Consider the following 25,887-nt stretch of genomic DNA (forward strand, 5'->3'; position numbering starts at 1 on the left):
TGTCGAAATATGGCGATTTATTTTACGGAAAGATTGTTCAATACAATACATCCCATTGTGATTGAAGATACTTTCCAACCTATGAGGGGGAGAAAAATGAAGTCTACTGGAATTGTACGTAAAGTCGATGAGCTTGGTCGTGTTGTAATCCCTATTGAACTCCGTCGCACACTTGATATTCATGAGAAGGATGCAATGGAGATCTACGTGGACAACGATAAAATTGTCCTTAAAAAGTATAAACCAAACATGACTTGTCACCTAACAGGGGAAGTATCGGATGACAACCTTTCTTTAGCTAACGGAAAATTAGTTCTAAGCCAAGAAGGTGCTAAAGAACTTGTGAACGAAATTCAATCACGTTTTAATAAGTAATCGCTTCTTTATGAAGTGTTATAAAGCTTAGTAATTATACGTTTTAAAAAGGGCTGACGCTTGCATATGCACGTCAGCCCTTTTTCCTTATGTTGCTTTCTACTATTTCTTATCTAGCTCCAAGCACCACTACTAGGTGACTTCGCATATCGTTCTAGCGCCTTCCGCTGTTCTCTTAATCAATATGATAGGTCTGATAAACGTCGCGCTTTGGCATCTGCCTTTCCGCAGCTACCTTTTTTATCGCCTCTTTACTCGGTAAATTTTCTTCTTCTATATAATAGGTGACATGATCTCGTACTGGAAGATGACTCCACCATAGCACGGTGCTTTCCTCCATATCACTACTACTTCCTTCCACAACAATACAGCATTCTCCCTTTAGCTGATTTTCGGATACATATGTCAGCAATTCTTCTGTTGTACCACGGCTATATTCTTCGAAACGCTTCGTCAGTTCTCTGGCAATCACAGCTTGCCTTTGCCCTAATTGGTCTCGCAATGCTTTTAAGGTGTCCTTTAATCTATGGGGAGATTCGTAAAACAGCAGGGTGTCCTGCAGCCCCTTTAAACGCTCCAGCTCTGCTTCCTTATCCTTCTTTTTCCTTGGCAGAAAACCGTAAAAATGAAACGTTCTTGCAGAAAGTCCCGAACCTACTAGCGCACAAAGCGCTGCATTAGCACCAGGAAGGACGACAACTGGTAGGTCGTTTTCAATGGCAGCCTGTACGAGCTCGTAGCCAGGGTCGGAAATGGCCGGCATTCCAGCATCACTTACTACCGCAATGGATTCTCCATCTATCAATCTTGGAAGCAGTTGCTCCTCCCGTCCCAGCTTATTATGTTCATGATAACTAATCAATGGTGTGTTTATTTCAAAATGGTTCAGTAGCTTTTTTGTATTTCTCGTATCTTCTGCTGCTATCACAGCAACCTCTTTTAATGTTCTAAGTGCGCGAAATGTGATATCTTCCAGGTTACCTATTGGGGTAGGTACCACGTAAAGCGTCCCGCCCAATCCTTCTTCATAACTCTTTTGTACTTTCACCTTGCACCCCTTCTTTCATCCTGTCCCGTATTAAGGCATCCTTTTCCTTACGGGATAGTTGTTTTATTCGATACTCTCGTTGCATTGCCTGTTCCTTTGACGGAAAGTGTTCCATATAAACTACTTCAAGCGGCCCTCTGCCACGGGTGTATTTAGCACCCTTACCTTCTCGATGCATTTGAAGACGTTTTGTTAGATTGTTGGTATACCCTGTGTACAAGGAACCATCTTTGCATTTTAGTATATAAACCGTGTGCTTGGCATCATCCATAAATAATCTCCGCCGCTTCTTCCGTATAGACACCGTCTTCACCGTATATATACAAGGGTGGTAAAAATTTCAGACCTGGCTTCCCATCCCGTGTGCCTTCTATAAGCATCATGTTCGCTTCCTTACCCTTTTTTGGATAAACCAGTTGTATCCGTTTCGGCTCCAGCCTATACTTCCGGAATAACTCAATAATGTCGACAAGCCTGTCAGGCCGGTGAACCATCGCCACTTTACCGCCAGGGCGAACATACAGCTTACATGCTTTGACAACATCTTCTAACGTACAATAGACCTCATGCCTAGCAATTGTGAGATATTCATTATGGTTATGTTCGTTTTTAGAGGGGGTTTTAAAATAAGGAGGATTACATGTCACAACATCAAAACTGCTCTGTTGCAAAGTCGGCCCTACATCCTTTAAATCAGCATGAAGCACCTCTAACTTTTCACCAAGTTCGTTCAGCTCAATATTTCGTTGTGCCATTTGGAAAATACGTTCTTGTATCTCCACCCCTGTAATTTTTGCCTGTGACCTTCTGGATAAAAGCAGAGGAATTACCCCATTTCCTGTGCATAAATCCAGGATTGCTCCTCGTTTAATGGGAACATAGGCAAATTGTGCAAGTAGTACGGCATCAAGAGAGAAGGAAAATGCTGTTGGGCTCTGGATAATCTTCATACTTTCATCTGCCAGTAAATAATCGATTCGTTCATCATCAAATAAAGCTACCATTGTCTTACCCTTTCTATGTAAAAAACCCCGCAGGAGTCTCCGTGTATTTTCTACGTTAAGTCAGATTATTACTAAAAAGCAGGGATGTTAACCATCATGAAAACATTACAATCTACTGTTTCAGTAACATGCGAGTCGACCTTTTGAAGTGTTTCTTTGTAAGAAAGGCTGCCCCGTGATTGGGACAGCCGCTCTTGTGTGCTATTTTTTCTTGTTTAGGAAGTCGAGGCAAAAAATGCAGTCTTCATTTTGCCGTGGACTACCAAATTCGAGGTTACATATATGAAATCCTTCTTCATACAACCTCGCCAGGTTATCATAACCTTCTCCAGGAAAACTCTTGGAAGGCTTGTCCTCACCTGATTCTGTATCTTTTTGCTTATCCGTTTGTTCCAAATGATTGCGTAAATTATGGTTCTCTGCAGCAAGCCTGTGATTCTCTTCTAGCAAATCACGTAAGCGACCCTTTAAATCGCCAAGCTGCTCATATAATTCCCCAATCTGCTGTTCCATATCCGATACCTGATCAAAAATCTGTCTCTTCTTCACGCCTAACTCACCCCATTATTCTGTGGCTTGCGCTAATATACCTTCATCAATTAGTTCGTCTAGAGTATATTCAATGACACGTTCCTTTTCTGGAATTTCGATCTGGATAAGTCGTTCCAGAATGTTTAAACCGACTACTTTCCCTTTACCATGTGGTGTCTTTATAGATTGCCCAATATCAGGAAGTTCACGCTTGGCCGTTTCATAATCGTCGTTCTCATATTTCAAACAGCACATCAGCCTTCCGCATAGCCCGGAGATCTTTGCCGGGTTAAGGGATAAGTTTTGGTCCTTCGCCATCTTAATGGAAACTGGTTCAAAATCACCTAAAAAAGTAGAGCAGCAGAGCATTCTGCCACATGGACCAATCCCACCAAGCATTTTTGCCTCATCACGCACACCTATTTGTCTAAGTTCAATACGTGTTTTAAACATAGCTGCTAAATCTTTTACAAGATTACGGAAATCAACCCTGCCATCTGCTGTAAAATAGAAAATAATTTTATTACGATCAAATGTATATTCTACCTCTACTAGATTCATATCAAGCTTATGTTGAATTATTTTATCTGAACAGGTTTGAAATGCTTTTTCAGCATGCTCCTGATTTTCCACAACGTTTAATTTGTCCTTTTCGTTCGCTACACGAATTACCTGTTTTAGTGGAAGCACAACATCTTCCTCATCCACTTGTTTCTTAGCAATTACCACTTTCCCGAACTCTATTCCTCTTACTGTCTCGACAATGACATAACTGTCCAGGGAAATGGTATGTTCTCCAGGATCAAAATAATATATTTTACCCGCCTTTTTAAAGCGGACTCCAATAACATCTATCACATAATCACCTCTTAATATGAAGTGTAAGTTGTTCCATCACTAATGTGGGATTAACATTTTGCTTCAATTTTCTTTTTGCCTGCATAATCGCGTTTAAATGTGTTAATAATTCTTCCTGCGAAAAGGAAAGGGCCGCTTTTTCGAGCAACTGTTCCTGATTCGTAAAGAAGACCATTTCCGACTCATTTCCGATATGGTAATAAAGTACATCTTTAAGCGCTAGTAGCAGTAAATCAAGTCCTTCTTCTTGCTCGGTTCGTTCTTTAAAATGTACCACCCAATGGTTATGAATAAATAAGTAAACGTCCTGTGGGTTATCGGCAAACATTTCTATTAATTGTACCACTATCTTTCTAGCAGTGGCAAACCACTCATCCTTGCTTCGAGCGATCGCATCGTCCAAATTATTCGTTAGGGCCCCCATCAATTTGGCCGTACTTTCACTCAAGCCATTCTCCACTAATTTCCGCTGAAATTGAACGATATTCAGGGGCTGTAAGTCAATAATCTGGCACCTAGAACGAATGGTTGGCAAAATAGCATGGCTATTCTCTGTCAGCATAATGGCCGTTGTTTGTTTACTTGGTTCCTCTAAAAACTTTAAAATACGGTTGGCTGCATTAACGGTAAGCGTCTCAGCGCCCTTTATGACATATACTTTACGAGTTGATTCCATACCAGAATAGCTGAATTCCTTCTGTAAATTCCGGATCTGCTCTATTTTAATAGACTTCCCTTCTGGTTCTACCCAATGAACATCAGGATGGTTCCCAGAGGCAATTCTTCTACATGCATTACACTGATTACAGGGTTCTACCCCTGCCAGTTTTTCACAAAATAAATTTTTGGCAATCAATTGTGCAATTGCCTCTTTACCTGTCCCACGTGCCCCGTGAAGCAAATACGCATGAGAAATACGGTCTTTTTTTATGCTGTTGGTAATAATTCTGCTAGCCAGTGGCTGTACTTCAGCAATTTCAGACCAGTTCATCATTGTATTCACTCCCTCATTTACGGCATACCTTGTTACGTATATATATTAACCAATAGTCCTTTAATTTCTCCGATTAAGCCAAGGATATCTACTGTCTTTTTTTCCCGATTCATTATTTCTTCTGTTAGCTCTAATAATTTCTCATCTACTTGCTTCACAATAGCCAGTTTACGGCTTTGACCATCTAGACTGAAGCTGTGAGAATGTTCAAGGTCAAGTCCGTTTGACACGGTCTCTTGCAAAAAGCTTTTCACCATTCGCTTAAACTTTGCAAGATCACGAAAGGACCGAAACCGCGCTAGCTTATTACCCTGAAGCGTTATATTTTTCATTAATTGCTGTATTTCCTGCTGTTTCAAGCTTTGGGTTTGGGACCGCAGGCTTTGTTGAAACGAATTAGATTCGACTACATTCGTCCTGGTATAATTCGGCTCTGTTTGTGTCCGTATTTCCTGGCCAATTTTCATAAAATCAGTCCCTTAAACGATTTTCCTTGTAATGCGTGTTTGCACAACCTCTTAAGAATAGGGGACGACCAGCATCAACATTCTAAATCTGCTGGCCGCCTTTCCTCATTGTATATCTAAGACAAGAGCTTTTTAAAATTGATAGAACGACTCGATTGGCAGAATAAAGACAGTTGCACCACCAACTTCAACTTTAACTGGCTTCGGAATATACGAGTCAGCATTCCCTCCCATTGGGGAAATGGGTGCAACCATTTGCTCACGGTGAGAGCAATTGTCTTTAATAATTTGTAATGCTTCGTCTATATACTCGTCCTGACAACCAATCATAAGCGTCGTATTACCTTCTTTTAGGAACCCACCTGTAGTAGCGAGCTTGGTTGTTTTAAAGTTTTCTTCTCCCAATGCATCTACTAGACGATTAGAATCTTTATCCTGAACGACAGCGATAAGCAATTTCATTATACGTAACCCCCTTTACGCTTTATTTTTTAGTAACGTGACAATGCGATCCATCGCCTCATTCTCAACAGCTTCCATAGGCTGGTCCGCATTGATCGCCTGGATTCGGCGAGGAAATCTTTTCACTAGAATATGATAGGCATCATAAACCTGTTCATGAAAATGGAGATTTTCCAAATCCAGACGATTTCGTTCTCTATCTTTATTCGCCGCGATCCTTGCCAATCCCTTGTTTGGCTCTATATCAAAAAATAAAGTTAAATCAGGCATACAGTCACCAATGGCAAATTGATTGATTGAGAACACTTCATCGATGCCCAGTCCTCTAGCATGTCCCTGGTATGCGAGGCTGCTATCAATAAAACGATCACATAGTACTACTTTCCCCGCTTTGAGAGCAGGTAATACTTTCTCGATTAAATGTTGGCGTCTAGAGGCTGCATACAATAAAGCCTCGGTGCGCTCTTCCATTTTCGTATTGGCAGGATCGAGTATTACTTTCCTGATCTGTTCCGCAATCTCAATGCCTCCGGGCTCTCTTGTTGCTAGAACGTCGTAACCCTGGTCACGTAAATGCTTGCTTATACGATGAAGAAGAGAGGTTTTACCAGCGCCCTCACCGCCTTCAAATGTTATAAAGATTCCGTCCACGTCATTTCTTCTCCTTCTGTTGACCCTATAAAGACAGCTACTCTTTCAGGGTCCCTTTGCTGCAACCGCACTCCATTTCCCCGGAGTTGCGTTATATGTTCAAGCTGTTTCTCTTTAATACGCTCTCCCTTAAGTATAAGCGGTATTCCCGGCGGATATGGGATAACGGCCTCTGCCGCTATATGTCCCGCTGCCTCGGTGATAGGCACATGCCTTGTTTCCAACTGATCCATTTTTGCATAAGGAATAGCCAGCTCTGTTATGGATTCAAGCCCCGTTAAAAACGGTACTATATCTATTGTATCATGCATTCGACTATTTTTTAATTGCTCATTCACTGTTTTTATTGCTTTTTTCAATGTTTCAGTTTGTCTAAAAGGAGACAGCCCGTGAATAAATAAAATTTGATTGTCTGTTTGAAGCTCTGGATAAATATATTGTGCTTCAAACAGTTTTGCTACTTCATTGGCAGAATGTTTCACGTGTAACGTTATTTTTAATGGATCCTCTGCAGGGACAATGGACCAGTTTTCCGAATCCTCTAATAGCCTCTTTACTTCTTGGACACTTCTCATAACAGCGTCCACATTTTCTCCGGACATAGTCGCCAGAAAAGCCCTTGAAATATCTAGTGATGCCATCAACGGGTAGGATGGGCTGCTTGATTGCAAGAGTTGCAAATAATGAGATAATCTCCCTCGCGACACTAAGGAAGAGTTGTGATGCAGGAAGGATGCCATCGTCATGGCTGGTGCCATCTTGTGTGCCGATTGAACAACAACGTCTGCTCCTAAGCTAATAGCAGAGGCAGGAAAAGGGTTTCCGAGAGAAAAATGCACGCCATGCGCCTCATCTACGAGTACAGGGATTTGATAATCATGTGCAAGCTCAATCATTTCTTTTAAGGGGTACGTTCCTCCGAAATAATCCGGGTATGTCAGCACCACTGCCTTTGCATCTGGATGTCTTTTCAAAGCTTCTAGTAATGTATCTTGCTTCGGGTTGGTGAATCGATCGACACGTTCCTCATATTCGGGTGAAATAAAAATTGGATTAGCTCCCCTTAACTCTAAACCATTCATAATGGATTTATGGCTGTTTCGCTGAACAATAACTTTATCTTCGCGTGAACAAGCTGCCATAATCATGGCCAAATTTCCTACGGTACTCCCTCCTACAAGGAAGTAGGTATGTTTTGCCTGAAAGTATTCTGCAGCAAGACGTTCTGCTTCTGCGATAGGTCCTTCCGGGGCATGCAAGTCATCCAGTCCAGTCAGTTCCGTCATATCCAATTTTAATATTGCATCATAAGAGTCACTTGCCTTCTCGGGAAAAATGGTTCCATTTTTATGCCCTGGCACATGAAAGGAGACAGGGCTGTTCTTAGTGAATTGTTTTAATGCTTGGAATAAAGGGGTCAATTGCTGATCCATGATAAGACGCTCCTTCTTTTATTGTTTATGTAGGCCGATAATCATTTCTATTTGTTCATGCTATTTTACTATAACAAAATGGCAAGCGCCTGTTTTTATGGAAGAACGACTATCCCTCTAGTTAAACCATTGGAAAAAAACAAAGGCGGAAGCGCCCGTTCAGCAACGTATAAGCTGGAGCACTTCGCAATGAGATAAAGGAAACACGGTGAGGTACAAATCGATGATGACTTATCGTAGTGGAGAAGTGTGAAGCTTTCTAGTTGCTGGGCGCTGGAGCCGGACGTGGCTGTTCCCGTATACTAAGTTATCCCCAGCCAAATAAAATTTATAGTTTCCTAGGAAATAAAAAAGTCTCTGCAAAAAGCAAAGACTTACGTATCTATGAATATAGTTTTGGTTTGGTTGCATTCTTTAATTTTCTCACATAATAATTGTATTTTTCTTCTCGTGGCTCTGTATGAATCATATTATGCTCGCACTCTGTACAAATGAATGTCGTGTACAAATGGATCCCTCTAGCCTTTTCTTCCTCACAGATCCCACATCGTTGCGAATATGTTGTTTGTTCCATCTCCCCACCTCCGTTAGAAACTAGTATCTCCCAATCTAACGAAATATATACGAAAAATCTTTGAAAAAATGAGAAGCTATTAATCTGTCCTTCTAAGGAATCGTTTGGACAATTGAAAGATATAGAAGAAGTGAATACCCACTCCCAAAAACCCAATAAAGAGGCTAGTCATCAAATGGACGCCCTCCATAAGAAATAACTTTGCCGGCCAAAAGGTTGGCAAGATGCCACCAGCCCAGTGCCATGGCTCTGAAACAAAATAAATGATGAATGGGACAAATACAACAAGACCGACACCTTTAGAGAGAGCTAACCCTTCTATCTTATTAGCTGCAATGGCAACAAGAAACAAACAGATAATCGGAGCCTCCATTGCCAGCATTACTGTTACCAACAATTTATCTAAAATGGGGAAGGAAACAGGACTCGCCCGCTCCAAATAAATATATCCATACAACACGGTTAACACCCCTGGTAATAACAAGCGGTACAACAGGTAGCCCTGTTTACTCAACGGCGTCACAGCAAAGTAGTCTATCATTTTGTCATCTCGTTCATCAAGCATAATAAAGCCTGCCATGATGCCTAGTAATAATGGAATTAATAGAATAAAGAAGCCCGCCAAGAGTTCATTATAGGCACCTAACGCAAACTGTGCAGTAGCAAACGGCAATATGAAGCGAACAAGTAAGATGAGTAAGAGGGGGCCAATCAAGGAAATCAATAGCATTGGATCCCTGTATATTTGCTTCATGTCCCCTTTTATTAAATGGAAGACGGACTTCATAATGTTTTCCCCTCACTTGCTTTACGTATAATCATGTTATAAAAAGATTTCCTTGCCCAAATAAATGCTATGACACCCCAAATTATTAGCATTACCACAGAATATATTGCCTCCCACGTAGTAATTGAATGAAATCCTGAGCTGATCAAAAGAAGAGCACCTTTTGTTGGCAAAAGCATAAAAAGAAAATGGTCCATCCCTGTTATTTCTAGTAACGGAAGTAAAAATATCAGGCTGTAGATAGAGGACAGAAGAAAGAATCCATTTAGCGTATGGCAACGCACCGCTACCCCTAAACCAAAAATGGTAAAAAACATGGATGTTAAAAACACACCGACCAGAAACAGCACCAGATAATGAGATATACCAAAAACACTGATATGAATGATATAACTTGTTAGAACAGATAACACCGTTAGTGAAAGTGCTTTGGAGAAGATGTACTCTTCCACTTTGTACGGCGTAATGAATAGATTGTCTAAAATATTCTGGTTCCGTTCTAAAAGGACGAGCCCACCGATAAAGAAAAATCCTAATACACCAGGATCAGAAAATGTAATGAAGATCCCAGCAATTTCTCTATACTGTTCCGGGATCTGATGGAGCGCAATAATGTAAAATAGACTGACTAACGTATAGACTGCATACAGTCCGTGACGAAATTGAATTTTTATATCATAGAGAAAGGCTGCAGGAAATCTCATTTCAATCCTCTCCCTGTAACATTAATAAAGATGTCTTCGAGTGTTGCCTCCTGTGTATGGATCGTCTCCACATTATGTGTTTGGAGAATACCTAAAAAATCATGATTTGTCCCGATTCCTTGTAAGTCAAATTCACTTGTTACTAACTGATGATCCTTTTCACGATACTCCAAGCGGACTTTTCTTTTATTATGAAGCACCCGTAAATTTCTGGGGGAATCAATCAATTCGATCTTTCCATCTACAATAAAAGCAACCCGATCACAAATCTCATCAGCAGTACTCATGTTGTGTGTGGTAATTAAAATCGTTTTCCCTTCTTCTTTTAAGCTTATAATTTTATCTTTTACTTTTTTAGCGTTAAGTGGATCTAATCCTGAAGTCGGCTCATCTAGGAAGAGGATATCCGGATTATTTAATAATGCACGACATAAATTCAACCTCATTTTCATTCCTTTAGAGTAAGCGGCTACTTTCATATGAGCGGACTCCATTAATCCCATTTCTGTAAGCAACTGCGGTGGTTCAGCAGTATCCCCTGCATAGAGGTTGCGGAATAAGGAGAGGTTTTCCATTGCCGTAAGCCGCTGATAGAAATTAGGAAATTCAAAAGCTACCCCAATCCTTTCATAATAAGAGCGACTTACCTGGCTTACTTCCTGGTCAAAAATTCGAACCTCGCCCTGATAGCTTTTCAGCATACCAATTAGTATCTTTTGGGCCGTACTTTTTCCCGCACCGGACGGACCAAGAAACCCAAAAATCTCCCCTTTCTTTATCGTAAAATCCATCCCTTTTAGGGTAGGCTCTTTACGACCAGGATAAGTAAAAAACAACTTATCTACTTTTATCATCTAATCCACCTTCTTAATTAAGCCATTAGATATAAAGGTAAGGAGTAAGTCCATGGATTCTGCAAAGTGCTTCTCACCAATCTGTTGCTTTTGAAGGAATAATAAGAAAACCATGCGCAGTAGTTGGATAACAACCTCAGATTGTTCCTCTACTATGGCGTTTTCTCTTTGCAATTTTTCAATTAATGGTGTGAAGAAATCCACATCACTATTAGCAAGGTGGGCTACTTTCTCCTCTGGTAATTTTCTAAATAGCGCTTCCATTATTCCCTCGTCAAATAACTGGCGAATAAATGCATTAGATTCCATTATGGAAAAAGCCTCCATTAAAAAGGATTTGAAGCTTTCTCTCGTAACGTTACCCGACTGGAAAAATGGTAGCACAAGTTGTTCTCTAATCCTTTCTTCTTCTTGCTCCAAGATCTCTAAATAAAGCACTTCTTTGCTTTCATAAAAATTGTAGAAAGAACCTTGCGCTATCCCGACTGCTTTCGTGATATCCGAAATACTCGTTTTCTTCAGTCCTCGTTTCACAAACAAGTCCCTTCCTTTTGCAAGAAGATCTTGTTGAATCCATTCCTTTTCCCTTTGCCCAAACTTTGGCATCCCAACATCCCCTTGTTTTTGAATATATGAATAATTTTATTTTATATTCATATATTAATCAAAACCGTTACGTTGGTCAAGCCATTTAGCATTAAAAAAATTCACATTCGCCCGTCTTTTAGAGAATGTGTACGTTATTCGTATACTAAGAACTACAATATTTTAATTAGGTCGCCATTGCTTCTTCGCTGAAATTTTATAACTTTCCTAGAGTGAAATAAAAACTGCCATAGGGGGATAACTCGTCCCAGTGGCAGTTTTTTATATGGGAAACATTATGGAAGAATAAATAAGTGAATAGCTGCTAGGGAGGCCATTCCAAACAATCCTAAAAATCCGGATACAACTACTGTGAACACGTTAATTGGAATGTGTAGCCCCATTGCTCCACCAAACACATTGAAAAAAAACAAAAATAAAATCCCAATTCCTAATTTTACTGTCCCCTGCGCTAAAAAACGCATTGGCTTAATGGGGGCCCCTACCAGTAATAAAACAATGATAAGTGCAATCATTACGGTTATGACCACTGTAGAACTCATCCAAATCCCCTCCTTGTCCCCTTTCTTGAAATGCAAGAAAGTATAGAATAAGCGCCGTTGTCTAGCTTGCTACGAACGCCAAATACTCGGCTCCCCCTAATGTGCCTGCAATAAAGGAGACTTACCGAATAGCATTCACCAGAGAATCCGTCGCCCTTATGCCTTGTCTGGAAGGCGAAAATCATCATCACTTCGTTTCATCTCGCTTGGACTCTGCGCTTTTCTTATTTTTATGAAGAAAGGAAAGAAAAAAGAACATTAGTTAGAAAAACTCATGATTGCTCGTCTTCTAACGAATAGGGATGGTATTCTATACTTGGGGATTCAAAAATTTTACGCTTTCCGAACGTGAAAAAAGGCAAGGGAACACAATAGGTTCCCTTGCCTTTTCGGAATGGAAATGTAAAGAAATTTTGCTCTCAGAAATTCTCTGTGGTTAGCGGAAACTCATGGCACTAACTTTACGATGCCTTGCCTCACGGAGTAAAAATAAATAATTCGCTTGAGCAAGTGCTTCTCTATTTACCGCGTGTACCGGTCGTTCAATGCTTTGTTCTAGCAAAGAAGAGATGTGCTTCCATTCGTTTTCCAATTTGAATATTGAATCTAATAATTGCTCATCCATATCGCTTTTTTTAATTTTTTTGGCCATGTGTCCCACCTAATCCTTACAAATCTCTTCTACCTTCCAACGCTTTTGATAGTGTTACTTCATCTGCATATTCTAAATCCCCACCGACTGGAAGTCCGTGTGCAATACGAGTTGTTCGTACCCCTGACGGCTTTACTAGACGGGAGATATACATCGCCGTTGCCTCTCCCTCGATATTTGGGTTAGTGGCGAGAATCAGTTCTTTTACCTCTTCGTCTTTAAGGCGATTAATTAAATCTGGTACGTTAATATCCTCTGGACCAATTCCGTCCATTGGAGAAATAGCACCATGAAGGACATGGTATTTACCGTGGAACTCCTTCATCTTCTCCATTGCTATCACATCTTTAGGATCTTGAACTACACAGATAATGGACGCGTCCCTTGATGTATCCTGACAGATGGAACATGGATCTTGGTCCGTAATATGCCCACACACAGAACAATGCGTTAATTCACGCTTGGCATTTACGAGAGCCTTGGCAAAGTCCATTACGTCGTCCTCTTTCATATTCAAAACAAAAAATGCCAGTCGGACAGCAGTCTTAGGTCCAATCCCCGGCAATTTTGTAAAACTGTCAATAAGTTTAGATATTGGTTCTGGATAGTACATCATTTTCCTCCTAGAAGCGACACAAGCAAGGGCCTAGACTAACATTACTATCCATCCACTTGCTATTAAGCACAGCATGCTGCCTCCCCGCTTCACAGGTGGCAGCGCTAATGTGAAACTAGAACATTCCTGGCATATTCAACCCTTTGGTGAATTGTCCCATCGTGTCATTCGTTTTATCTTCAATTTGCTTAATTACATCATTTGTTGCTGCAAGAATGAGATCTTGTAACATATCAATATCATCTGGATCTACAACTTCTTCCTTAATCTGTACATCCGTAATTTCTTTTTTACCGTTTGCAGTAACAGTAACCATTCCCCCACCTGCTGATGCTTCAAACGTCATTTCATGGAGTTCATCCTGTGCCTGCATCATTTTTTTCTGCATTTTTTGCATTTGTTTCATCATTCCGCCCATATTCCCCATACCTTTCATGGAAAACGCCTCCTTTAAATTAAACTTAGCATTATTTTACCAAACTTTAGTAAAGCTAATCATGTATTTCAATCAGATCATCTCCAACAAGCTTTCTTGCCTCTTCCACCAGTGGATCAACCTGTTGTTCCTCAGATTCGGTGCTTTTTTCTTGGTTATTTATATAATCTGTTCTAATTTCCGACCAATTCAATTCGGGAATAGGAATAATAGTCAGCTGCTTGTTCAGTACACTTGCAAGAACTGATTCGACCGTCTCCCGGTTATCAAGAAATAATGAACAGTGAATCTCATACTTAAATGCCACAATTATCGCCTGATCTGATGCTGCTACAGGCTTACTATCCTGTATTGTAGCATGTGCAGGAGCATTTGATGACTTAAGCTTCGATAGAAAGTTTGCCCACTGACCGTGCACATTTTTCAATGCGGCTTTTTCCGCCTGCTTTAGAACGTCACGAATGCGCTCATTCGGAATTTTATAGCTGTTTTTCGTTGCCCTTGTCTGTGGTCTGCGCTGCTCTCTTGGAGCGGCAGCTTGCACAGCTACTTGTGGGTTTTGTTTTAATGCAGCTACTTCTTTTTCTAGCGCTGATAGCTTACTGGTCAGTTTCATGACGGCATCGGAATCCTCGTTTCTTTCCGTTACCGGTGCTGCTTCAGTTTGCTGTTGTCCGTTCGTAAGTGACAGAATGGCTATTTCAATAAACACCTTGGGACTGTTCGTCCACTTCATCTCTTGCTGGCATTGATTTAGTTCCATAATTGCCTGCTGTACCCATTGGATCGACACAGCTTCTGCCAAAGAAGTGAAGCTTTCATCTGTTCTTGCCCTCTCCAGTAACCCTTCAAGAGATGGAGCACTCTTAAATAACAGGAGGTCACGCAGGAAGTAGATCATGTCATAGACAAAACGGCCTGGATCTTTACCACGACTTATCAATTCATCCAATTGCTTTAATGCATGTTGGACGTTTTTTTCGTGCATGGATTGTACCATATCCGTTAAAATCTGTTGCGAAACACCGCCAGTAACTGCGAGGACATCCTCCAGTTCAACCTTTTCTTCACTATAGGATATTGCCTGATCTAGTATGCTTAGCGCATCACGCATTCCGCCTTCTGCTGCAAGTGCCACTGTTTCCATTGCTTCCTGAGAAACAGAAATACCTTCTGTATCGATAATCGACTGCATACGCTCCACAATCGCTGCATTGGAAATTGGCTTAAAATCAAACCGTTGGCACCTTGAGAGAATCGTTAATGGAATCTTATGTGGCTCCGTTGTCGCAAGAATAAAGACAACGTGCTTTGGTGGTTCTTCCAATGTTTTTAATAAGGCATTAAAAGCATTCGTAGAGATCATATGCACTTCATCAATAATATATACTTTATAGGGAACAGAGCTGGAAGCGTACTTCACCTTATCCCGTATGTCACGAATATCCTCCACACTTGTGTTGGAAGCCGCGTCAATTTCAATTACATCCGAAATCGACCCATCCTGAATTCCGCGGCATGCCGCACATTCATTACAGGGTTCCTTTGCCGGTGCCTGTTCACAGTTTATCGTTTTGGCGAAAATTTTTGCCGCACTCGTTTTCCCCGTTCCACGTGGGCCCGAGAATACATAAGCATGCGAAAACTTCTCCTGGACAATCGCATTTTGCAATGTACGTGTAATATGTGTTTGTCCGACTACGTCCTGAAATTTTCTAGGACGCCAAACGCGATATAATGCCTGATAGCTCATAATACAAAATCCCCTCTATGATCTCTTTCTAATTATACTCTATTTACAGGGTGAATGTGAACCGTAGCTTGTTAACAGTTTTAACAAAAATAATGTGTGCAAGACAAAAGGTTATATTGTCCTAGCCACAAGCCCTCCAGTAGCTGCATGATTGGAATTCTTCTGCCACCTGATATATAGGATAAAAAAAGATTAGTGCATATGTAATTTCTTTATATAAAATCTATTCTGTTTTGCCTGCTTGCGATTTTGCTTTATAATAAATAAGAAACAAGTATGAAGGAGAATTGATATGAGTCTATTAAATGATATCTTATCCTATAACGAAGAATTTGTAGAAAAAAAGGAATATGAGGCATACCAGAAAGGTAAAGTTCCCAATAAACGCTTACTAATCTTGTCATGTATGGATACACGATTAGTCGAACTCTTACCAAAGGCAATGAATGTTGGGAATGGGGACGTGAAAATCTTAAAAACAGCAGGCGCGCTTGTCTCCCACCCCTTCGGCAGTATTATGCGGAGTATTTTAGTTGGTGTTTATGAACTTGGAATTGACGAAATATGTGTAGTAGGACACCATGATTGCGGGATGTCCGGAATCAAAGTAGACGATACACTACAGAAAATGAAAGAGCGTGGTGTGACAGAAGAGAAACTGGATACACTTGCGTTTTCCGGTATTGACTTTGAACAATTCCTACAAGGGTTTGACAATGTAGAGGACAGTGTTAAACACAGTGTTTCCACTGTACATAACCATCCACTGTTGCCAACTGATGTACCCGTACACGGACTTGTGATCAATCCAGATACAGGAAAGCTTGATCTTATCGTCGATGGATATGCAACTAAATAAGACGCTAGTTATGCGTTAAAGAATTGGAGTGCCAGTCGCGAGATATTGCAGGCCAAAATGTCGCTCATCCACTAAATTGTAAGCAAAACTGAAGAAAGCCTTCAGCCCTTAAGGGGCTGAAGGCTTTCTTTATATGTATGCCGTGCACCCACCGTCGATTTGACGGCCCTATGCGTTACCTAAGTTCATGGCTCGGCCCAGGCTTCCCCGCGGCACACGGAGATAACCACTTACTGCTGCTTCCTTCCGGACCTGACAGAATTCATGGGTCTCTGTTGCGCAGGACCTGGACGTCAACACCACTCCGTTAGGGCAGACCATAAAGTCGCCAAACCTTGGGTGGGGATTCGGCCTCGCTATAGCGGATTGCGAGTACAGGGCACCGCTACCTCCCCGCTTAGCACGACATTAACTATTATAACGACTTTTTTAGTAGAATGCAATGATTGTCCTATACAAAAATATGGGAATAAAAGCTGGAGGCTGTTTTAATCAGACAACGACCCATCCCCAGTTTTCCTTTGCCTTCTTAAATCTCGAAAGAAATTACGTAAAAGGGAGCCACACTCCTCTTCCAAAATACCACCTGTCACCTCGACTTGATGGTTAAATCGTTTTTCATCTAATAAATTCATAAGTGTACCAGCACACCCAGCCTTCGGATCTGGCGCCCCATATACAACTCGCTTTATTCTTGATTGTACAATTGCCCCAGCACACATCGGACATGGCTCTAACGTGACATAGAGTGTGCAGTCCTCCAGGCGCCAGCTCCCTATCTTTTTATTCGCTTCCTCAATCGCAAATAATTCTGCATGCGATAACGTAGTTTGGGAAGCCTCCCGTTCGTTATAACCAGTGGCAATGACTTCATCTCGAAAAACAACCACAGCGCCGATCGGAACTTCTTTTTTCGCACCTGCTTTTTTCGCTTGTATAATTGCCTGTTCCATAAAATGATCGTCCATCTTCATACATGACACCTTCTTAAGTTTGAATTAGTTCAAATAGGTAATAAATAGAATATGATGTTAAAAAGGAGCTGCTAGCATGGAAACGCCACAAAACGATACTGCTGTATTGTTTGTAGATATTATAAACCATTTTGATTTTGATGGTGGAGATGACTTACTCGCCAACACTAAAGAAATTCTACCGAATATGAAAAGGCTTCGTCAATATGCAAAGGATCATGACTTGCCTCTTATTTATATAAATGATCACTATGGCTTATGGCAGGCTGACTTTAAAAAAGTAACAGACTACTGTAAGAATGAGAAGAGCCACGAAGTGATTGATGCGATTGGTCCGGATGATGACGACTATTTTCTTATTAAACCACAGCATTCGGCCTTTTTCCAAACCCCTCTTCAATCGCTTTTAACAGAGCTCGGGAAAACCAAATTAATCATATCCGGTATTGCAGGTGACATTTGTATTTTGTTTACAGCCAAGGATGCTTATATGTATAAATTTGATTTAAAAATACCAAAAAATTGTATGGCCTCTGAGAGTACGCAAACAAACGACTATGCCCTGTATCTCATGGAGTCTGTAATGAAAGCAGATATTGATACTTTCTAATGACATAAAACGAACCCTTCCTTCATAATTTGTAAGTAGGACATCTATGAAGGAGGGATTTTTTATGCAAATTCACGTGGTCGAACAAGGACAGACCTTATATGAAATAGCAAATACATATAGTACTTCTGTAACTGCAATTTCAGAAGCGAACGAACTAGACGCCCCAGATAGCCTTGTGGTAGGTCAGGCATTAGTCATTCCTATTATAGGACGTTTTTATTTTGTACAGCAAGGTGACAGCTTGTACTCGATCGCACAGCAATTCAATATGTCACCAGAGGAGCTAGCACAAATTAACCAATTCCCAATTGAAAATATTCTTCCTGTTGGGTATCGACTTTACATCCCCCAGCAGCCTCGAAGATCCATTCAATCGGCTGCATACATTGAGCCAATGGGTGACACGGTTTCACAGACATTAAAAAATGCCGCAACTAAAAATTCTCCATACCTAACATACCTCTCTATTTTCAGTTATAACGTGAATCGAGATGGAACGCTAACACCCCCGCCACTTAATGGGCTAGCAGCCATTGCGGAAGAAAATAATACCGCACTCATGCTTGTTTTAACCAATCTTGAAGAGGGATCATTCAGCGCGGAGCTTGGTCATATTATTTTGACAGTGCAGGCAGTGCAAAATACCTTACTGGATAGCGTTTTGAACGTTGCTGAAGAAGGTGGATATACGGATATTCACTTTGATTTTGAATTTCTCCGTGCAGATGACAGGGAAGCATATAACGACTTTTTAAGAAAGGCAAAGGAGCGCTTCTCCCAGGCTGGCTTAATGCTATCTACAGCCCTTGCACCCAAAACCAGTGGAACACAATCAGGACAATGGTATGAAGCCCATGATTACGCTGCCCATGGAGAAATTGCTGATTTTGTTGTTCTCATGACTTATGAATGGGGATACAGCTACGGCCCTCCACTAGCAGTCTCACCACTCAACGAAGTAAGACGTGTGGTAGAATATGCCCTAACTGTAATGCCCTCTGAAAAAATTATGCTAGGTCAAAATTTATATGGATATGACTGGACACTTCCTTATGAAGAAGGGGGAGAAGCAGCCCGTGCCGTAAGTCCGCAACAAGCTATAACGATCGCGCGGGAAAATAATGCTGAAATCCAGTTTGACCCGGGCTCCCAGGCTCCATTTTTCATATACACAGATAGCGAGGGTAATCAGCATGAGGTGTGGTTTGAGGACGCTCGATCCATTCAAGCAAAATTTAATTTAATTAAAGAACTAGACCTACGAGGAATCGCATATTGGAAACTAGGTCTAGCATTCCCGCAAAATTGGTTATTACTAAACGACCAATTCAAAGTAGAAAAGCTAGTTTAGATATAATATTGAAAACGTGCGAACGAAAGCAAATAGGTTTAAACATTAAAAAGCCGAATGGTAATTCGAGAGATTTCTTAGCTATCGAATGCGCCATTCGGCTTTTACTTATAATAGAAGGTTTTGAACCCAATTCAGCGTAATAATTTTCCGTAGTGCTAAATTAGTACTTCGTTTTTAATATCCCTTTCCCTTATTTTAAAAGATTTAGGGATTCGCGGTTAAATGCCGGAATATCATCAGGCTGACGACTTGTTACAAGTTGGTCTTGGCAAACTACTACTTCTTCGTCAACTACTGTTGCGCCAGCATATTCCATATCAACTTGAATGGATTTAAAGCCTGTCGCTTTACGTCCCTCTAAAGTCTTCGCTGTAATAAGCAACTGCGGACCATGGCAGATTGCAAATACTGGTTTCTTTTCATCCATAAAATGCTTCGCAAACTTCACAAAGCGGTCATCAGCGCGTAATTGGTCTGGTGAAAAACCACCTGGAATGAATAACGCATCGAAATCACTTGGGTTTACATCATCAATACCATAATCAACGCTTAAGCTTTCTTTATTATTCTTTCCTGTTACTTTTGCGCCTTTTTCTTTTTCAATGGTAACCACTTCATGGCCAGCATCTTTAAATGCTTTAGCTGGATCTGTATATTCTACATCCTCAAACATATTTGTAAGCACTGTTGCGATTTTTTTACCCATGAATTATCCGCTCCTTTTAGTAGTATTACATAAATAGGTGTTCCCACTTTGGAGAAAATAAAACATTTTAGTCCTTTTAGGGAAAGTTGAAAAGACCACGAAGCGTTGTTGCTCCGTGGCCTTTTCTGTGAAGATATCTTTTAAAAGCGATCTTTAATCTATTATTCTTCTAGGGTTGATGTGTCCCCTGTTGGAAGTCCCAGTTCCCAAGACTTCAGCAGTCTACGCATAATTTTACCGCTTCTCGTTTTAGGGATAGCATCCTTTACTTCTATTTCTCTTGGAGCCGCATGGGCACTTAGCCCATTTTTAACAAATTTACGAATGTCTTCAAGCAATTCTTCCGACTCTGTATAGCCATTGTTTAACGTGATAAAAGCTTTAATTATCTCTCCGCGTTCAGGATCTGGTTTACCTATTACGCCTGCTTCAGCAATCGCCTCATGTTCAATGAGCTTGCTTTCTACTTCGAATGGTCCAACGCGTTCACCCGAGGTATTAATAACATCATCCAAGCGACCTTGGAACCAGAAATAGCCGTCCTCATCTTTATACGCACTGTCACCAGAAACATACCATCCATTTATAAAATAGCTTTCATACTTGCTTTGATTATTCCAAATCGCCCGCATCATAGAAGGCCATCCTTGTTTAATCGCAAGGTTACCCATTTGTTTTGGTGGGAGTTCATTCCCTTCGTTATCGACAATGGCAGCTTCAATCCCGGGTACAGGTTTCCCCATCGACCCTGGTCGGATTTCCTCTGATGGAATGTTGGCAATCAACATTGCACCCGTCTCTGTCATCCACCATGTATCATGAATCCGCAGGTCAAATGCCTTGAGCCCCCATGTAACAACTTCCGGGTTTAGCGGTTCACCCACACTTAAAATATGGCGCAGCGAGGATAAAGCAAATTTATTGGCCACCTCTGCCCCTGCACTCACAAGCATACGAAGAGCTGTTGGGGCAGTATACCAGACACTCACTTCATGGTTTTGAATCGTTCCATACCAATCCTCTGGGGAAAATCTTCCTCCCCTAATAACATTGGTAACGCCATGTAGCCATGGTGCAAATATGCCATAGCTTGTGCCTGTAACCCAGCCAGGGTCAGCCGTACACCAGTATATATCATCCTGCTTCAGATCAAGCACCCATTCTGCCGTAGCATAATGTTGAATCATGGCATTATGCACATGGTAGACCCCTTTTGGTTTACCAGTTGATCCAGAGGTGTAATGCAATAGCATGCCATCCTCTAAATCTACCCACTCAATTGAAAATTCGTCAGATGCTTGCTTCATTTCTGCTTCGTAATCAACAAATACAGAAGAGCTTTCTATACCATTACCTACAAGCACAATTTTTTCCAAGCTCGGTAAATCATCCTGTGGAACACGTTCCAATAAATCAGGCGTTGTAATCAATACCCTCGCTTCACTATCTTGTAGTCTATCTCGAACAGCTTGCTCCATAAATGCTTCGAATAAAGGCCCTGCTATTGCACCAACCTTCAAAATACCGAAGAAAGCTGCATAAAATTCAGGACTACGCGGCATAAAGAGAAAGACGCGGTCCCCTTTCTTAACATCATGTTTTTTCAGGACATTAGCAAAGCGGTTACTTTGATTACGTAAATCTTGAAAGGTTAGCTTCTCCTCCCTGCCCGGAGCAGAATATAAAAGGGCTGTCTTGTTTCTCTTTTCTGGGTTCTCCGCATGGCGATCAATGGCTTCATAAGCTGCATTGACCTTACCCGTTTCATTCCAAGAAAAGTTCTCTTTTACCTTATCCCAAGAAAAATTTTCTTTCACCTGCTTGTAATCTTTTAAATTGTGATCCCCTTCTCTTGACGGTACTTTCTGCATATCCATCCAATCACCTCAGCATTCTGTTTTTTTGTAAACGATTGCATTTTAACGATCCGAATTGTTTAAAGATTTAGGTAACTAATCCTATTTTAGACTATATGGAAAAAATTTTAAAGTGATTAGATATAAGAATACGAGAATTAGTCCAGAAGAAGGAGAAACTTGTGTATAAGCAAGATTATATACAACACTCTCTGTAAAAAAAAGCACCTACCGCGATTGCGATAGATGCTTCTTACGTCAGGTAAGATTAGCCTTTTCTTCTTTTCTTCGTTCATTCTCGGAAATAATGTATGCACAGGCTGCATCACCTGTAATATTAAGCGATGTCCGTAACATATCAAGTAGACGATCAACACCAATTATGAGAGCAATCCCTTCTACAGGAAGGTTGACTTGGTTTAAAACCATCGCTAGCATGACAAGCCCAACCCCAGGGACACCAGCTGTACCGATGCTTGCCAGTGTTGCTGTTAAGATGATCATTACAATATCACTTACACCAAGCGATGTTGCGTAAACCTGTGCGATAAACACTGTAGCTACTGCCTGCATAATCGCCGTGCCATCCATGTTTATTGTTGCACCTAATGGCTGGACAAAGCTACTGACAGATTTTCTAACACCCAGGTTTTCCTGAGCAGTCTTCATGGCAACAGGTAGGGTTGCACTGGAACTGGATGTACTAAAACCTAGAGACATCGCAGGGAAAAATCCTTTATAAAATTTCAACGGACTTCCCTTTCCAATTCCCCAAATAGCAAGACTGTAGGTAATTGCGCCATGCAGAATGAGCGCGAGAATAACAGCGACCATATACATGACCATTGGCCCAAGAGCATTCAGTCCTGCGTCGCCAATGGCAGAAGCAATAAGAGCAAACGCCCCATATGGAGCTAGTTTCATAATCGCATTAACAAGAAAGATTAATAGATCGTTAGCCTGTTCAAACAGACGATAGATTCCAATTGTTTTCTCACCCAACACTGCAAGTGCTACCCCTATGAAGATAGCAAATGCGATAATCTGTAGCATATTCCCTGAGGTCATCGCTTCTATTGGGTTCTGAGGGATAATGTTAACTAATGTATCCATAATTGGTGGTGCTTCCTGAGACTCGTACTCTACATTACTCGTATCGAACGTCCCAGCTTTTCCTGGCTCCAGAATATAGGCGATACCAAGCCCAATAATTAAGGCGATAGCTGTTGTAACCATATAGAAAAGAATTGTCTGTATACCAATTTTTCCTAACTTTGCCGGATCACCAAGACCAGCAGTACCTAGTACAATGGACACAAATACAATTGGAACGACAATCATCATAATTAAGTTTAAAAATATTTGACCTACAGGGCCTAATAAGTAAGTATCTAGTGGACCATATAGAGATGATGGTGCAAAGCTTAGACCAATTCCCGTAATAACACCGAGAATTAGCGCAATAATAATTTTTTTTGTTAGACTCATAGCCTTAATTCCTTTCTATGTTTTATTCTTTTGTTGTATAACTTGGAATGTTTAGGTCTGTGTGGGAGATTGCTAGAAATGATAAAAATAGATTTGGAATACATGTGCAGGATTGAACCTATTGTATAAAGCATAGACTACCAGTATATGCTATTTTACCATATTTTTATTCTATCGAAAATGGTAATATAACCCCATATTTCGTAACGAAAATGTACCGAATTGAAGGATGGAATTAAAATGCTCAGAATAACTTTATGCAAAGAAGGCACTTATATATGTTAGAATTATTAGATAATAAAAGGGAGGGATGGGAATGAGTGACGATAAGGAAACTCCTGAAAGAAGAAGAGAAAGATTAAGACAGGAAGAATTAAAGAGACCTTCTAGCAGTATTCATGGAAGTGTTCTTTCTGATTTAGTTGGTGCTCTAGGCTGGAAGGGGACTTTACTCCTAATCATCCTGATGATAATTGGCTTTTTCGTCGTATCGATATTTGTTATTTAATACCTTCATTATCTTATGTTAAAAGAGATGATCTATTACGTGCTTTTAAAAGAAAAGAAGATAAACATACCTGTGCAAAACAAAACGAAATCTCCATTTTGAATACTCATAGAGAGCAAGGAATGGAGATTCAACCAAATTAGTGTTCTAAGTAGGGATATCTTTATGAATTAATTCTCTTCAAAAAGAATTAATTATTATTCTTAAACTCTATCCCCAAGTATGAAAGTGCATCCTTTACGGTAGTCATTATTGGGATAGAGGTCAAATTCAAGTTGAGATTTGTTGCTACCAACGCTAACTCAGGTCGTAGCCCTGTGATAATGGTTTGCACGCCAAGCAGAGATAGTACCTTGTTTATTTTAAAAAGGTGATCTGCCACCACATTATCAAGATTATAGATACCAGAGAAATCAATAATTAAAGAGCTTATATTTTGAGCTTGAACCTTTGATGGTACAATATCTACAAGCTGTCTTGCTCTTTGATCATCAAAATTGCCTGCTAACGGGAGAATTGCTAATCCGTTGAGTAATGGTACAAGAGTAGCAGATAATTCATTTACTTGTGCCGTCATTTCTATTTGCCTTTGATCAGCTTTTTTCCGTTCTGTAATGTCTCTTACATACGTTTGTATAGCCCTTTTACCCTCGACTACTATAGGGTGACAATATAGTTCAACCTCCACTGTCGTTCCATCCACTCTATAAACCGTTTCCTCAATAACATCTGCCGGACGCCCATAGGCAGATTGTATTCTATTCCTAATCGAGTCCTTTGAAGTTTCTTGAAAGATATCTAATGGACTAGACCCAACAACCTCACTTTTATCTGCTCCAAAAAGTTCCTCAGCCGCTCGGTTTATATAAATGATTTGATAATCAGTATGAATGATTAGAGGATCCAAAGAGTATTCCATAACCTGAAGATAGTCGATTTCTGAGATTTTATTACGCATGATATTCCCTCCCAAACAACAGCTTTTAACTTAAGCCAAGTTACTATAACGAATCTGTCCATTATATCAGAGTATATTTACTAATGACATTATTAGATAGCGTCTGATTAAATAGAAGCATATTAAATACATAATACCTTGGCTCTCTACTCTTACTTTTGCTTAATCTCGATTGCCTTATTTAGACAACGCAAAAAAACCTCTTTCCAAAAAAACGGAAAGAGGGCGTAAAGTATCCATAATATCCACATCTATAAATACCATCGTTGTTACTCGTAATGCCCCCGGCAGGATTCGAACCTGCGACACACGGTTTAGGAAACCGATGCTCTATCCCCTGAGCTACGAGGGCCCGAAAAAAATGCTACATACTTACTAATCACTACCAGTATTCGCCACATCCAGCTCCAGCGCTTTTATTCAACGTACAAATCATTATACAAAAAGGAGGGCAATTTGAAAAGCATAACATTTTTTCACATGGTATGGGCAACCGTTGTGTGGTAAAATATAATACATCTTGTTCAATGGAATATGGATTGGAGGAATAGCCATGTCAGGAGTTCCTTTTATCGCAATAGAAGGACCAATCGGGATTGGAAAGACATCCCTAGCTAAAAAACTTTCTGTTCATTATGACTTTCACTTATTAAAGGAAATTGTTGAGGAAAACCCTTTTCTCGGTAAATTCTATGATGATATTGACGAGTGGAGCTTTCAAACAGAAATGTTTTTTTTATGCAATCGATTTAAACAGCTCGAGGATATCGAGAAAAAGTATTTAAACCAGGACAAAGCCGCTGTAGCGGATTATCATATATCGAAAAACATGATCTTTGCAAAGCGTACTTTACAACCAGATAAGTTTGAGAAGTATGAACAAATATATCATATTTTAACTCGTGATATGCCTGTCCCTAACATGATGATTTATTTGCATGCGAGTTTGGATACCATTCTCGAACGTATCCAGATGCGTGGACGGGATATTGAACAGAACATTAAAGCATCCTATCTTGCACAGCTTGCACAGGATTATGAGGACTATATGAATGAATTTGAAATACTCCATCCAGATATCCCCGTGATTCGAATTGATGGAGACAAGGTTGATTTTGTAAAGCATCAGCATGATTTGGATGGGATTATAGAGCAGGTCGATAAACAACTGCAAAGTTTCCGTGCAATGAGGCGATAGGTGAATAGCGTAAATAAGAAAAAAGG

31 protein-coding genes, 1 tRNA gene and 1 other RNA gene are annotated in these 25,887 nt (G+C 40.5%); 6 read left to right on the top strand and 27 right to left on the bottom strand.

The window, feature by feature from the left end:
* The first annotated feature begins 96 nt into the window (after positions 1 to 96).
* A complete protein-coding gene (gene abrB / locus AC6CHS_RS05200; protein ID WP_036578185.1) occupies positions 97 to 375 on the top strand; it encodes a transition state genes transcriptional regulator AbrB in 279 nt (92 codons plus the stop codon).
* A 175-nt stretch (positions 376 to 550) separates the two neighbouring features.
* Here abrB and rsmI read toward each other — a convergent pair whose 3' ends face one another.
* From rsmI to dnaX, 20 genes are all read right to left on the bottom strand, one after another.
* Complete coding sequence (gene rsmI / locus AC6CHS_RS05205) at positions 551 to 1,423, bottom strand: 16S rRNA (cytidine(1402)-2'-O)-methyltransferase (RefSeq protein ID WP_498234627.1); 873 nt, start codon at positions 1,421 to 1,423, stop codon at positions 551 to 553.
* Positions 1,401 to 1,694, bottom strand: coding sequence for a GIY-YIG nuclease family protein (locus AC6CHS_RS05210; protein ID WP_498234629.1), 294 nt, complete (start codon positions 1,692 to 1,694; stop codon positions 1,401 to 1,403). Before AC6CHS_RS05210 ends, rsmI begins: the two co-directional genes overlap by 23 nt.
* Positions 1,687 to 2,427 (bottom strand): tRNA1(Val) (adenine(37)-N6)-methyltransferase, encoded by a 741-nt coding sequence (locus AC6CHS_RS05215; protein WP_498234631.1) that lies wholly within the window; start codon positions 2,425 to 2,427, stop codon positions 1,687 to 1,689. Before AC6CHS_RS05215 ends, AC6CHS_RS05210 begins: the two co-directional genes overlap by 8 nt.
* A gap of 201 nt (positions 2,428 to 2,628) precedes the next feature.
* On the bottom strand, positions 2,629 to 2,976 hold the full coding sequence (gene yabA / locus AC6CHS_RS05220) for a DNA replication initiation control protein YabA (RefSeq protein WP_036578179.1): 348 nt from the start codon (positions 2,974 to 2,976) through the stop codon (positions 2,629 to 2,631).
* Positions 2,977 to 2,991: 15 nt separating this feature from the next.
* On the bottom strand, positions 2,992 to 3,816 hold the full coding sequence (locus AC6CHS_RS05225; RefSeq protein ID WP_106895365.1) for a PSP1 domain-containing protein: 825 nt from the start codon (positions 3,814 to 3,816) through the stop codon (positions 2,992 to 2,994).
* A gap of 4 nt (positions 3,817 to 3,820) precedes the next feature.
* A complete protein-coding gene (gene holB, locus AC6CHS_RS05230; RefSeq protein WP_498234633.1) occupies positions 3,821 to 4,810 on the bottom strand; it encodes a DNA polymerase III subunit delta' in 990 nt (329 codons plus the stop codon).
* Between the two features lie 32 nt (positions 4,811 to 4,842).
* Positions 4,843 to 5,277 carry a YaaR family protein gene (locus AC6CHS_RS05235; RefSeq protein ID WP_498234635.1) on the bottom strand — a complete coding sequence of 145 codons (435 nt, stop codon included), beginning with the start codon at positions 5,275 to 5,277 and terminating at the stop codon, positions 4,843 to 4,845.
* 132 nt (positions 5,278 to 5,409) lie between these two features.
* A complete protein-coding gene (darA, locus tag AC6CHS_RS05240; protein WP_036578175.1) occupies positions 5,410 to 5,739 on the bottom strand; it encodes a cyclic di-AMP receptor DarA in 330 nt (109 codons plus the stop codon).
* A 15-nt stretch (positions 5,740 to 5,754) separates the two neighbouring features.
* On the bottom strand, positions 5,755 to 6,390 hold the full coding sequence (tmk, locus tag AC6CHS_RS05245; protein WP_498234637.1) for a dTMP kinase: 636 nt from the start codon (positions 6,388 to 6,390) through the stop codon (positions 5,755 to 5,757).
* A complete protein-coding gene (locus tag AC6CHS_RS05250) occupies positions 6,372 to 7,823 on the bottom strand; it encodes an aminotransferase class I/II-fold pyridoxal phosphate-dependent enzyme (RefSeq protein ID WP_498234639.1) in 1,452 nt (483 codons plus the stop codon). Before AC6CHS_RS05250 ends, tmk begins: the two co-directional genes overlap by 19 nt.
* A gap of 382 nt (positions 7,824 to 8,205) precedes the next feature.
* The gene (locus tag AC6CHS_RS05255) at positions 8,206 to 8,397 is read right to left on the bottom strand and encodes a sigma factor G inhibitor Gin (RefSeq protein WP_036578170.1); all 192 of its coding nucleotides are present in this window, start codon (positions 8,395 to 8,397) and stop codon (positions 8,206 to 8,208) included.
* Between the two features lie 79 nt (positions 8,398 to 8,476).
* Positions 8,477 to 9,184 carry an Rv2686c family ABC transporter permease subunit gene (locus AC6CHS_RS05260; protein ID WP_498234641.1) on the bottom strand — a complete coding sequence of 236 codons (708 nt, stop codon included), beginning with the start codon at positions 9,182 to 9,184 and terminating at the stop codon, positions 8,477 to 8,479.
* Complete coding sequence (locus AC6CHS_RS05265; RefSeq protein WP_498234643.1) at positions 9,181 to 9,888, bottom strand: fluoroquinolone export ABC transporter permease subunit; 708 nt, start codon at positions 9,886 to 9,888, stop codon at positions 9,181 to 9,183. Before AC6CHS_RS05265 ends, AC6CHS_RS05260 begins: the two co-directional genes overlap by 4 nt.
* Entirely contained in the window at positions 9,885 to 10,742 is an 858-nt protein-coding gene (locus AC6CHS_RS05270) for an ABC transporter ATP-binding protein (RefSeq protein WP_498234645.1), read from the bottom strand. Before AC6CHS_RS05270 ends, AC6CHS_RS05265 begins: the two co-directional genes overlap by 4 nt.
* Positions 10,743 to 11,348 (bottom strand): TetR/AcrR family transcriptional regulator, encoded by a 606-nt coding sequence (locus tag AC6CHS_RS05275; RefSeq protein ID WP_498234647.1) that lies wholly within the window; start codon positions 11,346 to 11,348, stop codon positions 10,743 to 10,745.
* Positions 11,349 to 11,623: 275 nt separating this feature from the next.
* Positions 11,624 to 11,890: a pro-sigmaK processing inhibitor BofA family protein gene (locus tag AC6CHS_RS05280; RefSeq protein WP_106895356.1), complete on the bottom strand. Its 267-nt coding sequence runs from the start codon at positions 11,888 to 11,890 to the stop codon at positions 11,624 to 11,626.
* A 436-nt stretch (positions 11,891 to 12,326) separates the two neighbouring features.
* Entirely contained in the window at positions 12,327 to 12,542 is a 216-nt protein-coding gene (locus AC6CHS_RS05285) for a YaaL family protein (RefSeq protein ID WP_119575706.1), read from the bottom strand.
* Between the two features lie 16 nt (positions 12,543 to 12,558).
* Positions 12,559 to 13,155 (bottom strand): recombination mediator RecR, encoded by a 597-nt coding sequence (gene recR, locus AC6CHS_RS05290; RefSeq protein ID WP_036578160.1) that lies wholly within the window; start codon positions 13,153 to 13,155, stop codon positions 12,559 to 12,561.
* Between the two features lie 118 nt (positions 13,156 to 13,273).
* Complete coding sequence (locus tag AC6CHS_RS05295) at positions 13,274 to 13,594, bottom strand: YbaB/EbfC family nucleoid-associated protein (protein ID WP_036578159.1); 321 nt, start codon at positions 13,592 to 13,594, stop codon at positions 13,274 to 13,276.
* 55 nt (positions 13,595 to 13,649) lie between these two features.
* Positions 13,650 to 15,347 carry a DNA polymerase III subunit gamma/tau gene (gene dnaX / locus AC6CHS_RS05300; RefSeq protein ID WP_498234649.1) on the bottom strand — a complete coding sequence of 566 codons (1,698 nt, stop codon included), beginning with the start codon at positions 15,345 to 15,347 and terminating at the stop codon, positions 13,650 to 13,652.
* Positions 15,348 to 15,639: 292 nt separating this feature from the next.
* Here dnaX and AC6CHS_RS05305 point away from each other — a divergent pair, with 292 nt between their 5' ends.
* Entirely contained in the window at positions 15,640 to 16,206 is a 567-nt protein-coding gene (locus AC6CHS_RS05305) for a beta-class carbonic anhydrase (RefSeq protein WP_498234650.1), read from the top strand.
* A gap of 140 nt (positions 16,207 to 16,346) precedes the next feature.
* Here the strand turns inward: AC6CHS_RS05305 and ffs are convergent.
* Positions 16,347 to 16,612, bottom strand: an RNA gene (ffs, locus tag AC6CHS_RS05310) — signal recognition particle sRNA large type.
* Positions 16,613 to 16,694: 82 nt separating this feature from the next.
* A complete protein-coding gene (gene tadA, locus AC6CHS_RS05315) occupies positions 16,695 to 17,180 on the bottom strand; it encodes a tRNA adenosine(34) deaminase TadA (protein WP_498234652.1) in 486 nt (161 codons plus the stop codon).
* Positions 17,181 to 17,256: 76 nt separating this feature from the next.
* Between tadA and AC6CHS_RS05320 the strand changes: the two genes are divergently transcribed.
* On the top strand, positions 17,257 to 17,790 hold the full coding sequence (locus AC6CHS_RS05320; RefSeq protein WP_498234654.1) for a cysteine hydrolase family protein: 534 nt from the start codon (positions 17,257 to 17,259) through the stop codon (positions 17,788 to 17,790).
* A gap of 64 nt (positions 17,791 to 17,854) precedes the next feature.
* Positions 17,855 to 19,144: a glycoside hydrolase family 18 protein gene (locus AC6CHS_RS05325; RefSeq protein WP_498234656.1), complete on the top strand. Its 1,290-nt coding sequence runs from the start codon at positions 17,855 to 17,857 to the stop codon at positions 19,142 to 19,144.
* Positions 19,145 to 19,337: 193 nt separating this feature from the next.
* On the opposite strand, the gene AC6CHS_RS05330 is transcribed toward AC6CHS_RS05325, so the two are convergent.
* The 3 genes from AC6CHS_RS05330 to AC6CHS_RS05340 form a co-directional block, all read right to left on the bottom strand.
* Complete coding sequence (locus AC6CHS_RS05330) at positions 19,338 to 19,853, bottom strand: type 1 glutamine amidotransferase domain-containing protein (protein WP_498234658.1); 516 nt, start codon at positions 19,851 to 19,853, stop codon at positions 19,338 to 19,340.
* Between the two features lie 161 nt (positions 19,854 to 20,014).
* Positions 20,015 to 21,730, bottom strand: coding sequence for an acetate--CoA ligase (gene acsA, locus AC6CHS_RS05335; RefSeq protein ID WP_498234659.1), 1,716 nt, complete (start codon positions 21,728 to 21,730; stop codon positions 20,015 to 20,017).
* 237 nt (positions 21,731 to 21,967) lie between these two features.
* The gene (locus tag AC6CHS_RS05340) at positions 21,968 to 23,197 is read right to left on the bottom strand and encodes a dicarboxylate/amino acid:cation symporter (protein WP_106895348.1); all 1,230 of its coding nucleotides are present in this window, start codon (positions 23,195 to 23,197) and stop codon (positions 21,968 to 21,970) included.
* A 316-nt stretch (positions 23,198 to 23,513) separates the two neighbouring features.
* Between AC6CHS_RS05340 and AC6CHS_RS05345 the strand changes: the two genes are divergently transcribed.
* Positions 23,514 to 23,705 carry a DUF6366 family protein gene (locus AC6CHS_RS05345; protein WP_379551978.1) on the top strand — a complete coding sequence of 64 codons (192 nt, stop codon included), beginning with the start codon at positions 23,514 to 23,516 and terminating at the stop codon, positions 23,703 to 23,705.
* Between the two features lie 190 nt (positions 23,706 to 23,895).
* Here AC6CHS_RS05345 and AC6CHS_RS05350 read toward each other — a convergent pair whose 3' ends face one another.
* Positions 23,896 to 24,663, bottom strand: coding sequence for a PAS domain S-box protein (locus tag AC6CHS_RS05350; protein WP_498234662.1), 768 nt, complete (start codon positions 24,661 to 24,663; stop codon positions 23,896 to 23,898).
* Positions 24,664 to 24,942: 279 nt separating this feature from the next.
* Positions 24,943 to 25,015, bottom strand: a tRNA-Arg gene (locus AC6CHS_RS05355).
* A gap of 201 nt (positions 25,016 to 25,216) precedes the next feature.
* Between AC6CHS_RS05355 and AC6CHS_RS05360 the strand changes: the two genes are divergently transcribed.
* Entirely contained in the window at positions 25,217 to 25,861 is a 645-nt protein-coding gene (locus tag AC6CHS_RS05360) for a deoxynucleoside kinase (protein WP_498234664.1), read from the top strand.
* Positions 25,862 to 25,887: the final 26 nt, after the last annotated feature.

This window comes from Oceanobacillus sp. GQ8 (assembly GCF_059758495.1).

Excerpts from the sequence above, each read along its gene's own strand:
- AC6CHS_RS05320 (WP_498234654.1), top strand. The coding sequence starts at position 17,257 with ATGGAAACGCCACAAAACGATACTGCTGTATTGTTTGTAGATATTATA.
- AC6CHS_RS05235 (WP_498234635.1), bottom strand. The coding sequence starts at position 5,277 with ATGAAAATTGGCCAGGAAATACGGACACAAACAGAGCCGAATTATACC.
- AC6CHS_RS05210 (WP_498234629.1), bottom strand. The coding sequence starts at position 1,694 with ATGGATGATGCCAAGCACACGGTTTATATACTAAAATGCAAAGATGGT.
- abrB (WP_036578185.1), top strand. The coding sequence starts at position 97 with ATGAAGTCTACTGGAATTGTACGTAAAGTCGATGAGCTTGGTCGTGTT.
- holB (WP_498234633.1), bottom strand. The coding sequence starts at position 4,810 with ATGATGAACTGGTCTGAAATTGCTGAAGTACAGCCACTGGCTAGCAGA.
- AC6CHS_RS05260 (WP_498234641.1), bottom strand. The coding sequence starts at position 9,184 with ATGAAGTCCGTCTTCCATTTAATAAAAGGGGACATGAAGCAAATATAC.
- AC6CHS_RS05250 (WP_498234639.1), bottom strand. The coding sequence starts at position 7,823 with ATGGATCAGCAATTGACCCCTTTATTCCAAGCATTAAAACAATTCACT.
- AC6CHS_RS05345 (WP_379551978.1), top strand. The coding sequence starts at position 23,514 with ATGAGTGACGATAAGGAAACTCCTGAAAGAAGAAGAGAAAGATTAAGA.
- dnaX (WP_498234649.1), bottom strand. The coding sequence starts at position 15,347 with ATGAGCTATCAGGCATTATATCGCGTTTGGCGTCCTAGAAAATTTCAG.
- acsA (WP_498234659.1), bottom strand. The coding sequence starts at position 21,730 with ATGGATATGCAGAAAGTACCGTCAAGAGAAGGGGATCACAATTTAAAA.
- AC6CHS_RS05295 (WP_036578159.1), bottom strand. The coding sequence starts at position 13,594 with ATGAAAGGTATGGGGAATATGGGCGGAATGATGAAACAAATGCAAAAA.
- AC6CHS_RS05325 (WP_498234656.1), top strand. The coding sequence starts at position 17,855 with ATGCAAATTCACGTGGTCGAACAAGGACAGACCTTATATGAAATAGCA.
- AC6CHS_RS05270 (WP_498234645.1), bottom strand. The coding sequence starts at position 10,742 with ATGATAAAAGTAGATAAGTTGTTTTTTACTTATCCTGGTCGTAAAGAG.
- AC6CHS_RS05285 (WP_119575706.1), bottom strand. The coding sequence starts at position 12,542 with ATGGCCAAAAAAATTAAAAAAAGCGATATGGATGAGCAATTATTAGAT.
- AC6CHS_RS05340 (WP_106895348.1), bottom strand. The coding sequence starts at position 23,197 with ATGAGTCTAACAAAAAAAATTATTATTGCGCTAATTCTCGGTGTTATT.
- AC6CHS_RS05330 (WP_498234658.1), bottom strand. The coding sequence starts at position 19,853 with ATGGGTAAAAAAATCGCAACAGTGCTTACAAATATGTTTGAGGATGTA.
- AC6CHS_RS05215 (WP_498234631.1), bottom strand. The coding sequence starts at position 2,427 with ATGGTAGCTTTATTTGATGATGAACGAATCGATTATTTACTGGCAGAT.
- AC6CHS_RS05360 (WP_498234664.1), top strand. The coding sequence starts at position 25,217 with ATGTCAGGAGTTCCTTTTATCGCAATAGAAGGACCAATCGGGATTGGA.
- AC6CHS_RS05255 (WP_036578170.1), bottom strand. The coding sequence starts at position 8,397 with ATGGAACAAACAACATATTCGCAACGATGTGGGATCTGTGAGGAAGAA.
- AC6CHS_RS05280 (WP_106895356.1), bottom strand. The coding sequence starts at position 11,890 with ATGAGTTCTACAGTGGTCATAACCGTAATGATTGCACTTATCATTGTT.
- darA (WP_036578175.1), bottom strand. The coding sequence starts at position 5,739 with ATGAAATTGCTTATCGCTGTCGTTCAGGATAAAGATTCTAATCGTCTA.
- AC6CHS_RS05350 (WP_498234662.1), bottom strand. The coding sequence starts at position 24,663 with ATGCGTAATAAAATCTCAGAAATCGACTATCTTCAGGTTATGGAATAC.
- tadA (WP_498234652.1), bottom strand. The coding sequence starts at position 17,180 with ATGAAGATGGACGATCATTTTATGGAACAGGCAATTATACAAGCGAAA.
- recR (WP_036578160.1), bottom strand. The coding sequence starts at position 13,155 with ATGTACTATCCAGAACCAATATCTAAACTTATTGACAGTTTTACAAAA.
- AC6CHS_RS05305 (WP_498234650.1), top strand. The coding sequence starts at position 15,640 with ATGAGTCTATTAAATGATATCTTATCCTATAACGAAGAATTTGTAGAA.
- AC6CHS_RS05265 (WP_498234643.1), bottom strand. The coding sequence starts at position 9,888 with ATGAGATTTCCTGCAGCCTTTCTCTATGATATAAAAATTCAATTTCGT.
- AC6CHS_RS05275 (WP_498234647.1), bottom strand. The coding sequence starts at position 11,348 with ATGCCAAAGTTTGGGCAAAGGGAAAAGGAATGGATTCAACAAGATCTT.